This window comes from Acidisoma sp. S159, assembly GCF_009766125.1.
Lineage (GTDB): Bacteria > Pseudomonadota > Alphaproteobacteria > Acetobacterales > Acetobacteraceae > Acidisoma.
Genome location: NZ_LMUG01000045.1, coordinates 312,020 through 325,921, shown reverse-complemented (window position 1 = coordinate 325,921; position 13,902 = coordinate 312,020). Strand labels below are relative to the sequence as shown.

The 13,902-nt window shown below is 66.3% G+C and carries 12 protein-coding genes; 7 read left to right on the top strand and 5 right to left on the bottom strand.

Going from position 1 to position 13,902, the window contains the following annotated elements; all coding sequences use genetic code 11:
* Positions 1-131 precede the first annotated feature (131 nt).
* The gene (locus GSQ92_RS14735) at positions 132-1,943 is read left to right on the top strand and encodes an autotransporter assembly complex family protein (protein WP_158806284.1); all 1,812 of its coding nucleotides are present in this window, start codon (positions 132-134) and stop codon (positions 1,941-1,943) included.
* Positions 1,943-6,007 carry a translocation/assembly module TamB domain-containing protein gene (locus tag GSQ92_RS14730; RefSeq protein ID WP_158806282.1) on the top strand — a complete coding sequence of 1,355 codons (4,065 nt, stop codon included), beginning with the start codon at positions 1,943-1,945 and terminating at the stop codon, positions 6,005-6,007. Before GSQ92_RS14735 ends, GSQ92_RS14730 begins: the two co-directional genes overlap by 1 nt.
* Before the next feature lie 42 nt (positions 6,008-6,049).
* Here the strand turns inward: GSQ92_RS14730 and GSQ92_RS14725 are convergent, their stop codons facing one another.
* From GSQ92_RS14725 to GSQ92_RS14705, 5 genes are all read right to left on the bottom strand, one after another.
* A complete protein-coding gene (locus GSQ92_RS14725) occupies positions 6,050-6,283 on the bottom strand; it encodes a hypothetical protein (protein ID WP_158806280.1) in 234 nt (77 codons plus the stop codon).
* Between the two features lie 186 nt (positions 6,284-6,469).
* Complete coding sequence (locus GSQ92_RS14720; protein ID WP_158806278.1) at positions 6,470-6,670, bottom strand: hypothetical protein; 201 nt, start codon at positions 6,668-6,670, stop codon at positions 6,470-6,472.
* A gap of 117 nt (positions 6,671-6,787) precedes the next feature.
* A complete protein-coding gene (locus GSQ92_RS14715; RefSeq protein ID WP_158806276.1) occupies positions 6,788-7,480 on the bottom strand; it encodes a GntR family transcriptional regulator in 693 nt (230 codons plus the stop codon).
* A 359-nt stretch (positions 7,481-7,839) separates the two neighbouring features.
* Positions 7,840-8,169: a hypothetical protein gene (locus GSQ92_RS14710; RefSeq protein WP_159013637.1), complete on the bottom strand. Its 330-nt coding sequence runs from the start codon at positions 8,167-8,169 to the stop codon at positions 7,840-7,842.
* A 185-nt stretch (positions 8,170-8,354) separates the two neighbouring features.
* Positions 8,355-8,771 (bottom strand): DUF1489 family protein, encoded by a 417-nt coding sequence (locus GSQ92_RS14705; RefSeq protein WP_158806272.1) that lies wholly within the window; start codon positions 8,769-8,771, stop codon positions 8,355-8,357.
* Between the two features lie 225 nt (positions 8,772-8,996).
* Here GSQ92_RS14705 and miaB point away from each other — a divergent pair, with 225 nt between their 5' ends.
* Genes miaB through GSQ92_RS14680 form a run of 5 tightly spaced genes read left to right on the top strand, consistent with a single transcriptional unit; the run spans position 8,997 to position 13,732 of the window.
* Positions 8,997-10,403 (top strand): tRNA (N6-isopentenyl adenosine(37)-C2)-methylthiotransferase MiaB, encoded by a 1,407-nt coding sequence (miaB, locus tag GSQ92_RS14700; protein ID WP_158806271.1) that lies wholly within the window; start codon positions 8,997-8,999, stop codon positions 10,401-10,403.
* Positions 10,400-11,458, top strand: a complete 1,059-nt coding sequence (locus tag GSQ92_RS14695) for a PhoH family protein (RefSeq protein WP_371418091.1) — start codon at positions 10,400-10,402, stop codon at positions 11,456-11,458. Before miaB ends, GSQ92_RS14695 begins: the two co-directional genes overlap by 4 nt.
* Complete coding sequence (ybeY, locus tag GSQ92_RS14690; RefSeq protein ID WP_158806270.1) at positions 11,458-11,922, top strand: rRNA maturation RNase YbeY; 465 nt, start codon at positions 11,458-11,460, stop codon at positions 11,920-11,922. Before GSQ92_RS14695 ends, ybeY begins: the two co-directional genes overlap by 1 nt.
* A complete protein-coding gene (locus GSQ92_RS14685) occupies positions 11,919-12,818 on the top strand; it encodes a hemolysin family protein (protein WP_158806267.1) in 900 nt (299 codons plus the stop codon). Before ybeY ends, GSQ92_RS14685 begins: the two co-directional genes overlap by 4 nt.
* Before the next feature lie 8 nt (positions 12,819-12,826).
* Positions 12,827-13,732 (top strand): DMT family transporter, encoded by a 906-nt coding sequence (locus GSQ92_RS14680; protein WP_158806260.1) that lies wholly within the window; start codon positions 12,827-12,829, stop codon positions 13,730-13,732.
* Positions 13,733-13,902: the final 170 nt, after the last annotated feature.

Sequence of the window (13,902 nt, the reverse complement as noted above, 5' to 3'; positions counted from 1 at the left end):
CGGCCGCCACGATGAGCCGCCAGGGATCGACCTTGGCGTCCGGGCCAGAGATAAGAGCATGGTAGATAAGCCGGGAGGACAGGGCGCTGCGTCGGTGGAGGATAAGATTCCGGCTGCTTGCTGGCTTGCGCATGGCGGGCGCCCTCGCCACGGCCGCCTTGATCCTGGCGCCTCCTTTGCGCGCGGCCGATCCACAGCCCTATGCGGTGACCTTCGAGCCAACCGGCGACAAGGCGCTCGACAAGCTCGCCGCCGCGACCTCGACGCTCGCCACCCTGAGAACCAAAGCGCCCGTCGGCCCCTTCGCCCTCATTCTGCGCGCCCGCGCGGACGAGGCCCGGCTGCTCAGCGTGCTGGAGAGCGAAGGTTTCTACGACGGCACCGTGGTCATCAAGATCGACGGCCACGATCTCGACGACCCCGACCTTCCGGCGCTGCTCACGAAATACTCCGCCGCTGTCGCGGTGCCCGTCACCGTCACGCTGACCCGCGGCCCGCTCTTTCACCTCCGCAACGTAACGCTGAAGGGCGATGTTCCCGCCGCTGCCCGAGCCGCGCTCAACCTCAAGCCCGGCGACCCGGCCTTGGCCGCCGAGGTGGTGGCGGCTGGCGTCCGGCTGGAATCGGCTCTGCTCGATGAGGGCTATGCATTCGCCAAAGTCGCCCCGCCGGACGCCTATGAGATCCCGGCCGCCCATGCGCTCGACGTAACCTACAAAGTCACCACGGGTCCGCGCGTCGATATCGGCGCCGTCTCCATCGCTGGTCTGAAGTCTGTGCATGAAGGCTTCGTCCGCCGCGAACTCGACGTGACGCCCGGCGAGCAGTTCAGCCCGACGCGACTCGATTCGGCCCGCCAGGATCTCGCGGGCCTCGGCGTCTTCTCATCGGTCCGCGTGGTTCCCGGCACCGCGCTCGATTCGCAAGGCCGGTTGCCCGTCACCTTCGCCGTCACCGAGGCGCCGCCCCGCACCGTCAGCCTCACCGCCGGATTCGCGACGGATACCGGCGGCACTTTCGGGGCGAGCTGGACGCATCACAACTTCTTCGGCAATGGCGAGAACCTGACGCTCAGCGCCGCCGTCACCGGCCTCGGCGGCTCCGCCAGCGATGGGCTCGGCTACAATGTCGGCGCGGTCTATACGCTGCCCGCCTTTCTGCAACGCGACCAGAGTCTCAGCTTCAATGTCGGCGCGTTGAAAGAGAACCTGGAAGCCTATGACCGCACGGCGCTGCTCGCCGGCACCACACTGACCCGCAAGCTCTCGAAATATCTCAGTGGCAGTGTCGGTGCGACGATCATCGGCGAGCAAGTCGAGCAAGAAGGCACCACGCGGAATTACGGGCTGTTCCAAATTCCGCTGACGCTGAAATACGACACCACAAATTCCCTCTTCGACCCCACCAAGGGGGTGCGCGCCACGGCCGCCGTGACGCCCACCGAATCCTTCGTCGGCAACGGCGCGACCTTCACCATTCTCCAGCTTAATGGCTCGACCTATATCGATCTGAGTGGCGGCGGCCGCAGCGTGGTGGCGCTGCGAGGCCTTGTCGGTTCTGTGCAGGGCGCCACCACCTTCGAACTGCCGCCTGATCAGCGCTTCTACGGCGGCGGCAGCGCCACCATCCGGGGCTACAAATACCAATCCGTCGGCCCGCAGTTCAAAGACGGCAATCCCGTCGGTGGCACCGCCATCGATGCCGGCACGGTCGAGTTCCGTCAGCGTTTCGGCAAAAGCTTCGGCGCCGCCGTCTTCGCCGATGCGGGCCAGGTTTCGGCCTCCTCCGCACCTTTCAACGGCCCGCTGCGGGTCGGTGCCGGTGCCGGCCTGCGCTACTACACCCCGATCGGACCCATCCGCGTCGATGTCGCGGTCCCGCTCATCAAACAGCAGAATAGCGATGCGCTCGAAGTCTATATCGGGATCGGGCAAGCCTTCTGATGCGCCTGCTCGGCCGCATCGCGAAATGGCTGGGCATCGTGGTCGGCGCGGTGCTTCTGCTCGTCCTCGTGCTGATCGGCGGCGTCATCATCGCCATCAACCTGCCGGCCGGACAGCGCGAGATCGTCGCCCTCGCCAACAAACACTCCAACGGCATCTTCCGCATAGACGGCCTCTCCGGCAGCATCCCGACCGACCTGCACCTCGCCCATGTCGAGCTGCTCGACCACGACGGCGCCTGGCTCACTCTCGACGACCTCACCCTGCGGCTGTCCCTAGCGCCGCTGCTGCACCGGCGGCTGGTGATCGACGAAGTGCACGCCGCCAGCGTCACCATGCTCCGCCTGCCGCCGCCCAGCACCACACCACCACCGGCCCCGGAAAAGCCGACCACCACCATCTCCATCCCCTCCTTGCCGGTGCAGATCTTCCTCAACCGTCTCGCGGTGGATCGCATTTCCGTGGCGCAAGCCGTCACCCACACTGCCGCGATCAATGTCGGCGCCGAGGGCTCGGCCAGCGTGACGGGGCGCGACGATGGGTCGGTCAAGCTCGCATTGCACGACCTCGACGGCAGCGGAATGTATACCGTCAATGGCAGCCTGAGCGGCAACGCGCTTACCGCGCATCTGGCGATGGACGAACCGCCTAAAGGAATGCTGTCCCGCCTCGCCTCTATGCCGAATCTCGGCGCGCTACATCTCGCCGCCGACGTCTCCGGTCCGCAAACGGCAGAGGCACTTGCGCTCACTTTGACGGCGGGCGACCTCAAGGCCGGGGCGCATGGCGTCATCGACCTCGCCGGACAGGCCGCCAAGCTCGCGATCGACGCCCATGCGCCGGCGATGGAGCCGAAGCCCGGAATGGGCTGGCAGAAGGTCGATATCGCCCTCAACACGGACGGTCCCTTCACTAAGCCGGCCGCCACCGGCCATATCACCCTGGAAGGCCTGAAGGCCGCGGGCGTCAGCCTCAAGGCGCTGAACGCCGACATCCAAGGCTCGACCGGCGCCGTCTCGCTACACGCGACTTTGGCGGGACTCGTGGCACCCGGCCTGCCCCCCGATCTGCTTGGCGACACGCCCATCACCATCGCCGCCGCAGCCACGCTGGACGCGCCCGATCGCCCGGTGAAGCTGACGGTGACTCACCCGCTGCTGACCCTCACCGTCACCGGCAAGACGAAGCCGGATCTCGCCGCCGATGTGGTGCTCGACCTGCCCGCGCTCGCCCCCTTCGCCGCCATCGCTCACCAGACAATCGCCGGCAGCGCCCGTATCACCGCCCATGCGACGCGCCCGGCGGACGGTTCCACCACCACCGCCCAGCTCGCCGCCGATATCCACCTTACCCAGGCCATCCCGCAGGTGATGGCCCTGACCGGCGGCGACGTGCACCTGGCGCTTGAAGCGGCCATGACCCAGGCCGCCCTACAGCTCTCCAGCCTCACCGTGCATGGCAAGGATATCGACCTCACCGCCCATGGTAGCCGGCAGACGGCGTCGCAACAGCTCGTTTTGGCTTGGACCCTCGCCCTCCGCCGCCTCGCCGATGTCGCGCCCCAGGCGACCGGCGTCATCGCCATGACAGGCGAAGCCCATGGCACGCAGACGGACCTTTCCGTCACCACCGACACGACCGGCACCGTCGGCATGGCGCAGGCCAATCGCGCGGTGGCCTCCCTCAGCGGCCCGATCGCGCTGCATATCGAGGCGACGGGCCTGCCCTCGGCGCCACAGGCGAAGATCCGGCTCACCGGCAAGCCCGCCGGTTCCCCGGCCGATATCGCGATCGACGTCGCGCGCGGCGCGGATGGCGCCATGGCCGCCACCATCGACCGTGCCTCCTGGAAAAGCCTCAGCGGCGCGGGCAAAGTCGCCCTGGCCAAAGGCGCCACCCTGCCGAGCGGCACGCTGTCCCTCGCCATTACGCGGCTCGCCGATTTCGGCTTTCTGATCGGCCAGCCGGTCGGCGGCAGCCTAGCGCTGAAGCTCGATGCGCCGCCCGGCCAGGCCGCCCATCTCGACCTCAAGGCGAAGAACCTCGTCTTCGCCCAGAACAGGCTCGGCGCGTTATCAGTGGTCGGCGACGTGCGCGATCCCGCCAAGAACCCGAGCATCTCAGCGCGCATCACAGCCGATGGCATCGCCGCCGCCGGCATTCACGGCACGGCGCGCGCCACCGCCGATGGCCCGCTCGACGCCCTTGCGCTGACGCTCAACGCCAATCTGCCCGACCTCAAGGGCGCCCCCGCCAGCGCCGATCTGCGCGCCACGCTGGATGCCAAGACGAAACGCCTCGCGCTCGCGGCGCTCAACGCCGCCTGGCATGGCGAACAGCTCCGTCTCCTCAGCCCGGCGCGAGTCGACTTCGGCGCCACGACCGGCGTCGATCACCTGCGCCTCAGCCTCGGCACCGCCACGCTCGACGCTTCAGGCACCGTCAAGCCCAACCTCAACCTCCAGGCGACCATCGCGAACATCACCCCGGCGCTGGCCAAGCCCTTCGCCCCCACCCTGCATGCCGCCGGCCGCATCGATGTCGAGGCCAAGCTCACCGGCAGCCTCGCCGCCCCGGTTGGCACCGTCACGGTGCGTGGCGCCGGCCTGCGGCAAACTGTCGGCACCGCCGCGTCCCTGCCGCCGGCGAATATCAACGCCACCGTCCGCCTCGCCGGCAAAACCGCAACGGTCGATGCGCGGCTCGACGCAGGGAGCGGCGGCCACGTCACCGTCAACGGAACCGCGCCGCTTTCCGCCACCGGTTCACTCGCGCTCCATACGGCCGGCCGGCTCGATCTCGCGCTCGCCAATCCGATCCTGGAAGCAGCCGGGCGACGCGCCCGCGGCATCCTGACGCTGGATATCGCCATCGCCGGAACCGCCACGGCGCCGCGCATCTCGGGCACCGCCAATCTCGACCACGGCGATTTTCAGGATTTCGCGCAAGGCATTCACCTCGCGGGCATGACGGCACGGCTGCGCGCCGCCGGCGACCAACTCGTCATCGACAGCTTCACCGCGCAGGCAGGCACCGGAACCATTGGTGCCAGCGGACGCGTCGGCGTCACCGCGCCCGGGCTGCCGCTCGACATTACAGTGACCGCCCACAATGCCGCGCCCATCCAAAGCGATCTGCTGACCGCGCGGATGGATGCGAATGTCCATGTCGGTGGCTCGGTCGCCAACGGCATCTCTGCGAAGGGTCTCGTCCGCATCGACCGCGCGGATATTCAGGTGCCCGACAGCCTGCCTCCCAGCGTCGTCGTGCTCAAAGTTCACAGGCCCGGCGACAAGCCAGCACCGCCCGCCGGGCCGCCCCTCGCCATCGCCCTGGACCTCACGCTGGAAGCGCCGCGCGGAATCTTCGTACGAGGCCATGGTCTCAATGCGGAACTCGGCGGCCGCATGCATGTCGGCGGCACCCTCGCCGAACTCGTGCCGAGCGGACATTTCGACATGATCCGCGGCAATGTCTCGCTCGTCACCGCGACGCTCACCTTTACCAAGGGGCAAGTCGGTTTCGACGGCGGCAAGATCAGCGACCCGTCGATCGATTTCGAGGCGACTTCCATCTCCGGCACCGTCACCGCGACGCTCGCCGTCACCGGCTATGCGAGCGCGCCGAAGATCGTTCTGAGTTCGAACCCCACGCTGCCGCAGGATGAAGTGCTTGCCTATATCCTTTTTCACCGCAGCTCGACGCAGCTCAGCCCGTTTCAGATCGCCGAGATCGCCAGCACGCTCGCGTCTTTCGCGGGCGTCGGCGGTGGCGGCGTAGGCGGCATGCTCAATACCGTGCGCCAGGGCCTTGGACTCGACCAACTTTCTGTCGGCGACAGCAGCTCTGCCACCGGAGCCGTGAATACCAAGAAGCAAAGCGCGCCGACTTTGCAGGCAGGCCGCTATGTCGCGCCCGGCGTCTATGTCGGCGCGATCCAGGGCACCAACGGCGGCAACACCGGCGCTCAGGTGCAGATCGATATCGCGAGAGGATTGAAGCTACAGACTCAGGTCGGCAGTGACAGCAACGGGCTCGGCGTCACCTACCAATTCAACTATTGACGGTGGGCGCACGCCTCTCGGCAGGCGCCAAAGGATGCGCGATTAGTAGTGCGCCTTGACCGCGAGGCGCCAACGAATCGGATGTTCGCTATGGCGCCGGTGTTGATGATGATCATCCGATGGCAGCCGGTTGGAAAACTCGGAGACGACGCAAAGCGCACAGACCTCGCATCGATACACGCCGGCGTAAGGGGCTTCCTGGCCGGGTGGAAAAAGCATGTCGTATTCGGGGCCGGATTCGAGTTCGAGGAAGCTTGCCTCCTTGAAATAGGCCATTCGACGACTTTCTCCAATCACTCTGCTCGCTTAATCGAGGTTTTTGCTGAGCGGGCGCAAGCATCCCAGCGTTGTTGATCACGATGGAGACGCAACCACAGGTAGCAATCGGCCATTGGCGGAACTCGAAGCAAACAAAATTTTTTTGGAAAACGCCGGAATTCTCTCCAGGCTTAATGCGCGCGGTTATCGCCCGAGGCGACGCGACCTCACACCCCACATCACCGGGATCAGGATCGCCGACAAGATCAGCGCGATGCCGATCAGCCCGGCGGGTGTCGCGCGCGCCGTCGTCCTCAAGGTGACGTGGTCCGTAATTCGAAGCTCCACCGTGGCTTTCAGCTCCTCCGGATGTTGAGCGCTGGTGGCGTTCTCGTCAGGTGTCATATCCCCGTCTCCTCGTCCCGATCGCGGCAGACTCGAAATGCGAAATGCACAGCGATCAAGATAGCCTACGGAAGCGCCGCGCCAACCTCCTTGTCGCGGCCAAACACTCTGATCAGATTAAGCCCCATCCGCACGGCGCGCTCGCAGAAAGTCCAGCAAACTCGTTCCGGCATTGCGAATATGTTGCGCGAGCAGCTTGGCGGCGCGCCCCTCATCGCGATCCCGGCACGCTTGCAGCAACGCGGCATGCTCATCCTCCGCGCGCGATTCGCCAGAGGTCAGAAGAAGCTGCATGCGCGTGTAGCGGTCCGTCTGATCGAGGAGGCTCTGCGCAAGTCCAAGCGAGCGCGGGCGGTTGACAGGCTGATACAACGACAGATGAAAAGCCGTATTCAACGTTCCCCAGGCGACCACGTCACGTTGTGCGAAGGCCCAGCCATAGTCGGCGAGGATCTTGGCGGAGTTCGCAATCTCTCGATCCGTCAAAGCACGGCAGGCTCGCGCGATAAGGTCCGGCTCGATCATCGCGCGAAGATCGAATAGCTCCGCGATTTCTTCGAGCGATAGCACCGACACGACTGCCCCGCGATGAGGTGCGATGGTCAGAAGCCCCTCCGCCTCCAGGCGGCGAAACGCCTCGCGCAGCGGTATTCGGCTAACACCTAGCTCAGCGGCCAAAGTCTCCTGACGCAGTTGCCTCCCCTCGGGCAAACCTCCCGATAGGATGCGGGCACGCAACGCATCCGCCACCTGATCCACCACGGTCAACCGCTGTATCGTGTCGCTCGTCGCAACATCGGCGCCGCTCACCACTCTGTTCTCCAAAGCGCGTTCCCCGTGGATAAACTACCTGCTGACTATTGTATCCAGCATTCCACGACGGAATTTCTATTACTCTTGAGACGGACTCAGGTTTCCACAATCATTGCGGAACAACCGTCTACCGCAGACAGGAATCCGGTGAAATGCCAGTCCCGGCGTGCAAGAAATTAATTGACGACTCGGTCATCGGCCGACCGAGGAGACTTCTGCGCTAGCCTTACACGACACAGAGCGGTTGCTGGTCGTGGCCAATAGAGACTCAAACATTGCAGCGCATCTTCGGCTCGGCATCGGCCGTGAAACAAATTCGCGAAGAGACCCCGTTGCCGGGGCCCCGCGCGCGCAGCTTACGGAGCAGTCGTCGCCGGCGCCATGGTGCCCGCCGGTGCCATCGTGCTTGTAGACTTCTTGTGGTGATACCGGTGCCGGCGGCGATGCGCCGCGCCGCCGGCCTTCTGGCCGTTCGCCGATGACAAGCCCCCGCCTGCGGTGCCACTGGTGGGCGAGACGCTGTTGCCGGTTACTGTGCCGAGCTGGCCATTGGAAACCGCTCCGGGAGACGCGGCGCGGTTCGTGGCGGGCGGGACATCGGAGCCCGATGCCGCCAGAGTCGCCGTGATACCGGCGGGCGCGAGAAAGAATGCCGACGCCATCGCAAGGGCGCGGAAATGCCGCATGACTTAATCCTCAAGTGTTTCGTTAACGGGCGGGAGCGCCGCGCTGCCCGAAGATAAGATGACGCTCAGTGAGGAGAAGACCGCGGAACCCCTTAAGTTTTCACGACTTCCGAGCTGCGCCCCATTGCCCTACACATTTTCGCTGGTGGCTCGTCACTGAAAGTCCAATGAACGCGCCCGCGAGGCTACAGCAGGCAAAGCTCCTTGAGCGCGCGCCTCAGCCCGCTCGGCAGGCTTTGCCCATACTCCGCCCCCGCGACCAGATCGGGCGGCGCGTTAGCCGCTTCCAGATAGCGCCAGCCCTGGAACGGCTTGGCGATCCGGCCATCCAGCTCGATGAGTTCGGGATCGAGGATCAGCGCCGCGCAATTCGATCCATCGGACCGGTGATCCGGCCGGATATCGATGATACGCTGCCGTATCGTGATGACCCCGCCGATAACCCAGTAGAGCGAGCCGCCATCCGTGACCTCCTCGGCCCGCTTGGGACTATGCCGGGTGCGGTGGCGCAGCGGCGACTCGGCCGCCGCGCGCTCCTGCTGGACCTGCCGCAGATGCGCCGAATCGCGGATTCCCACCGCCACTTTGAGGAGATTAACCATTCGCCGTGATCTAGCCCGCTCGCGCCGACAAACAAACCCTAACCATTTCGGCCAGACTTCGCCTTGTCATCACACCAAGCTTGACAGGCCTACCCCGCACTCTGCGACACTCGGCTCGTCCTTCAGGAGCTCAATGGCGCCCTTGCGCTTGACCGTCAGCACGCGGAACGCGATTGGTCCCCCGCCCCGCCTTAGTGCGGCGGCCAGATCAGGATCCTTCGCCCGATGAAGCTCCCCGTGGAACCGCGCCTTTCGCCCGTCACGCCGCGCCGCCGCCTGCATGTCATCACATGGGGCTGCCAGATGAACGTCTATGACAGCGGCCGCATGGCCGATGTCCTGGCACCGCTTGGTTATACGGCCGCTGATGGCCCGGCCGATGCCGATATGGTCATTCTCAATACCTGCCATATCCGCGAGAAAGCCGCCGAGAAGGTCTTCTCCGAACTCGGCCGACTGAGGCTGATCAAGGAAGAACGCGCGGCGGCGGGCAAAAGCACCATCCTCGCGGTCGCCGGCTGCGTCGCCCAGGCCGAGGGCGCCGAGATCACCGCTCGCGCGCCCTATGTCGACATCGTGCTCGGCCCGCAGACCTATCACCGCCTGCCCGAGATGGTCGCCCGCGCCCACCGCGCCGCCGGCCCGGTCATCGAAACCGACTTCCCGGTCGAGCAGAAATTCGACTTCCTGCCCGAGCAACAAGCCGCCCCCGGCGCGCTGACGGCCTTCCTCACCGTCCAGGAAGGCTGCGACAAATTCTGCTCCTTCTGTGTCGTCCCCTATACGCGCGGGGCCGAGGCCAGCCGTCCCGCCGCCTCCGTCCTGGCCGAGGCACGCCGCCTGGTCGCGAATGGCGCGCGGGAACTCACGCTGCTCGGCCAGAACGTCAACGCCTATCATGGCGAGGGCACGGATGGCCGCGACTGGGGCCTCGCCCGCCTCATCCGCGCGCTCGCCGAAATCCCCGGCCTGGTCCGGCTGCGCTACACCACCTCCCATCCGCGCGACATGGAGGATGATCTCATCGCCGCGCACGGCGATGTCCCGGCGCTGATGCCGTTCCTGCATCTTCCCGTGCAATCCGGCTCGGACCGCATCCTCGCCGCCATGAACCGCAAGCACACCGCCGATGATTACCGCCGGCTGATCGATCGCCTCCGCGCGCATCGCCCCGACCTCGCACTCTCGTCGGACTTCATCATCGGCCATCCCGGCGAGACGGCCGTCGATTTCGCGGCAACGATGCGGCTGATCGAGGATATCGGTTTCGCCCAGGCCTATAGCTTCAAGTATTCGGCTCGCCCCGGCACGCCCGCCGCAGGTGCTCCGGGTGTCGTGCCGGAAGGCGAGAAGGACAATCGACTCGCCGAACTCCAGGCGCTGCTGCGCGATCAGCAGACCGCCTTCAACGCCGAGTGTACCGGCCGCGTCATCGATGTCCTGGTGACGCATGCCGGCCGGCGCCCGGGCCAGCTCGGCGGTCGCTCGCCTTATTTACAAGCGATTCATTTCGATGGCCCCATGACTCTGTTGGGGGAGGTGGTGCCCGTGAAGATTACCCACACCAGCACCAACTCTCTTTCCGCCGCCCTTATCTTCACACCGTCCAAACAGGAGCTCGCGCCCGCTTGACCCAGATCTCCGCTGCTGACCAGCCGCCCGCCACACCGCCCCCGACAGGGCTTGGTCGAGCGGTCACACTGCAGTTCGGAAACAACGCCCTCTTGTCGCAGCTTCTGGGCGATCACGACCGGCACCTGATGCGCATCGAGCAGGCGCTCGGGGTACGTCTCGCCTGCCGCGGCAACCGCATCGCCATCAGTGGCGATCCGGAGCAGGTCGAGACCGCGCAGGCGGCGCTCAACACGCTTTACAGCCGTCTCGAACGCGGCCAGCAGCTCACCGGCGGAGACGTCGATGCCGCCGTCAGGCTGAGTGCGCGCGGCTCCGACCCCCGTCTGCCGCTCGCCGATCTGCCCGCCATTCGCACCCGGCGCGGCGCGATCCAGCCGCGTAGCCCGGGCCAGACCGCTTACATGGACATGCTGAGCCGTCACGAAATGGTCTTCGGCGTCGGCCCCGCCGGCACTGGCAAGACCTACCTCGCCGTGGCCCAGGCCGTCGCGATGCTGCAGACCGGCCAGGTCGACCGCATCATCCTCTCGCGCCCCGCCGTCGAGGCCGGGGAGCGGCTTGGCTTCCTGCCGGGCGACATGAAGGAGAAGGTCGATCCCTATCTCCGCCCGCTTTACGACGCGCTGAACGACATGATGCCCGGCGATCAGGTCATCCGCCGCATGGCCGCCGGCGAGATCGAGGTCGCGCCGCTCGCCTTCATGCGCGGCCGCACCCTCGCCCATGCCTTCGCGATCCTCGACGAGGCGCAGAACACCACGCCCATGCAGATGAAGATGTTCCTCACCCGCATGGGCGAGGGCACGCGCATGGTCATCACTGGCGACCCCACCCAGGTCGATCTCCCCACGGGCGTGACCTCGGGCCTTGCCGACGCTTTGGCGACCGTCGAGGGCGTGCAGGGCATCGGCGTCGCCCGTTTCGGACGGCAGGACGTGGTGCGCCATCCGCTCGTCGGCCGCATTGTCGAGGCCTATGACCAGCGCGCGACGGCGGCACGGGATGCGAAGCGGGACTCGCGGCCTACCCCGGTCCCCCGCGAGCGCGGATAGTGGAACCTCCAAGTCCCCCCGCCGCCCCGCGCATCTTCATCGAGGAGCGCGGGTGGCGGCGCCTGGTCCCGAACCTTGAGCGTTTAGTTCTGCGCGCCGTCGCCGCGGCGCGTGCCGCGGCGCCCGGAGCCGCCGTGAGCAGTGTTGTGCTAACCAGCGATCGCATCGTGCAGATCCTGAATACGCGCGACAGGGGACGCAATAAGCCGACCAATGTGCTAACCTATGAGCCAGCCAATCCCGGCGCCGGCGGCAATATCATTCTGGCTCTCGGCGTCATCCGGCGGGAAGCCGCCGCCGAGGGCCGCCCCCTGGCTCATCATCTGGCTCACCTCCTGGTCCATGGCGTGCTTCACCTCGATGGCGAGGACCACCACCACCCGGGCGAAGCGATGCACATGGAGATGAGCGAGGCCCGCATCCTGCGCCGCATTGGCGTTCCGAACCCCTGGAAAGGACGATGAGTACCCCTGACCAATCTCTTTTCGCGCGCCTCCTGCATGTGCTGGGACGCCGCGGAACCGAACAGACCCTGCGCCAATCGATCGCCGAACTGGTGGAAGAGGCGGCCGTATCGCCGGAAGGCTCGGACGAGGCGCCTGAACTCGACCGCCAGGAACGCCTGCTGATCGCCAATATCCTGCGGCTGCGCGGTACAATGGCGAATGACGTGATGATCCCCCGCGCCGATATCGTCGCGTTGCGCGCGGATCTCACTTTGGACGAGACGCTGCACCGGCTGCGGGAGGAGCAGCACTCAAGGCTGCCGATCTACCGCGACCAGCTCGACGACATTATCGGCATGGTCCACATCAAGGACGTCTTCGCCTATATCGGCCGGCCGGAGGAATTCTCGCTCGAGAAACTGCTGCGCCGCCCGCTCATGGTGGCGCCCCAGGCCCCGGTCCTCGACCTTCTGGTCCAGATGCGCCAGGCGCGGGTGCATCTCGCCTTGGTGGTCGATGAATATGGCGGCATCGACGGTCTCGTCACCATTGAGGATCTGGTGGAGACCATCGTCGGTGACATCGCCGACGAGCATGACGAGGTCGAGGGACCGCTCGTGACCGAGCGTCAGGACGGCACGCTGGACGTCGCGGCACGCTGTTCGATCGAGGATTTCGAGGAGCGGCTGGGTCCGGTGCTGACGCCGGAGGAGCGCGCTTCGTCAATCGATACGGTCGGCGGACTTGTCTTCACGCTGGCGGGCCGCGTGCCGGCACGCAACGAGATCATCACCCACCCGCATTCGGGCATGGAGTTCCAGGTATTGGACGCCGATCCGCGTCACATCCTGAAGGTGCGCGTCTGGCCGCCCCCGCCCAAGGGCGAGACCGAAGGGGCCGCGGCCGCCGCCTGACCTGAAACATGCGCGCCCTGTTTGACCGTCTCGCTCGGCCGGGCGCCGCGCGCGCCATCCTCCTCGTCCTGGCCTCGACGCTGCTCTATGCCGTCGGCTACGCCATCACCAAGACGCTGATCGACACATGGCACTACGGTGCCGTGCAGCTTTTCGTGCTGCGCTCGGTCATCAGCCTGGCGCTGGTGATGGGGATCGGCATGGCCCGCCGAAACCTACGCGTCTCGCCGAGCCGTCTTCTCCGCCCACCGCAAGCCTGGGCGCAGCGATTTGCGGCGGCGGCTTTGGTGCTGTCCAGTGTCCTGGCGTTTCTCGCCTATGGCCTGCTGCCGATGACCATCGCCAGCGCTTTCGGCTTCACGGCGCCGCTGCTGGTGACGGGTCTCGGCGGGCTGGTCCTGCGCGAGCGCGTGCCCGCCCTGCGCTGGGTCGCGGTCGCGATCGGCTTCCTCGGCATGCTGCTGATCGTGCGGCCCAGGGGCGGCGCGCATCTGCATTGGCTCGGCATCGCCGCATCACTCGGCGCGGCGCTGACCTATGCGATCTACCAGATCCTGATCCGCCGGCTGAAGGACGCGGCGACCACCGCCGATGCCGTAGCGCAAGCGGCGCTGGTCGGCATCGTGCTTCTCGGCGTGCCGATGCTGCTGCTGTGGCGGCCAATCGGCCCGCTCGCCGCCTTGCTGATCCTGGCCGCCACCCTCGGCCAAACGGCGGGCCTCGCCACCATCGCGGCGGCCATCCGGCAAGGCCAGGTCTCTCAGCTCGCGCCTTGGCAGTACAGCGGCATCCTATGGTCCGTGCTGCTAGACGCGACTCTCTTCGGTCATCTACCGCACGGCCTCGCACTCGCCGGCATCGCCCTGATCATCGCTGGCGGCTTGATGGCACGATCGGGCAAAGCCGCCAGCTAGAGCGGGGCGTCTTTGGTTTGAACCGTCCTCACTCCACCACGTCATGCGCGGCGCAGGCCGAGCATCCACGCCTTCGCATGCCATGACGGATCTCCCGGCGCGGTTCAATCAATAGATCATCGCACCCCAGGATCACAAAAGCTCAGCGGCCGTCTCGATGTCTGCGAACA

Bases quoted from the DNA above. Each gene is read 5' to 3' on its own strand.
- GSQ92_RS14735 (WP_158806284.1), top strand. From the start codon at position 132: ATGGCGGGCGCCCTCGCCACGGCCGCCTTGATCCTGGCGCCTCCTTTG.
- GSQ92_RS14730 (WP_158806282.1), top strand. From the start codon at position 1,943: ATGCGCCTGCTCGGCCGCATCGCGAAATGGCTGGGCATCGTGGTCGGC.
- GSQ92_RS14725 (WP_158806280.1), bottom strand. From the start codon at position 6,283: ATGGCCTATTTCAAGGAGGCAAGCTTCCTCGAACTCGAATCCGGCCCC.
- GSQ92_RS14720 (WP_158806278.1), bottom strand. From the start codon at position 6,670: ATGACACCTGACGAGAACGCCACCAGCGCTCAACATCCGGAGGAGCTG.
- GSQ92_RS14710 (WP_159013637.1), bottom strand. From the start codon at position 8,169: ATGCGGCATTTCCGCGCCCTTGCGATGGCGTCGGCATTCTTTCTCGCG.
- GSQ92_RS14705 (WP_158806272.1), bottom strand. From the start codon at position 8,771: ATGGTTAATCTCCTCAAAGTGGCGGTGGGAATCCGCGATTCGGCGCAT.
- miaB (WP_158806271.1), top strand. From the start codon at position 8,997: ATGAAGCTCCCCGTGGAACCGCGCCTTTCGCCCGTCACGCCGCGCCGC.
- GSQ92_RS14685 (WP_158806267.1), top strand. From the start codon at position 11,919: ATGAGTACCCCTGACCAATCTCTTTTCGCGCGCCTCCTGCATGTGCTG.
- GSQ92_RS14680 (WP_158806260.1), top strand. From the start codon at position 12,827: ATGCGCGCCCTGTTTGACCGTCTCGCTCGGCCGGGCGCCGCGCGCGCC.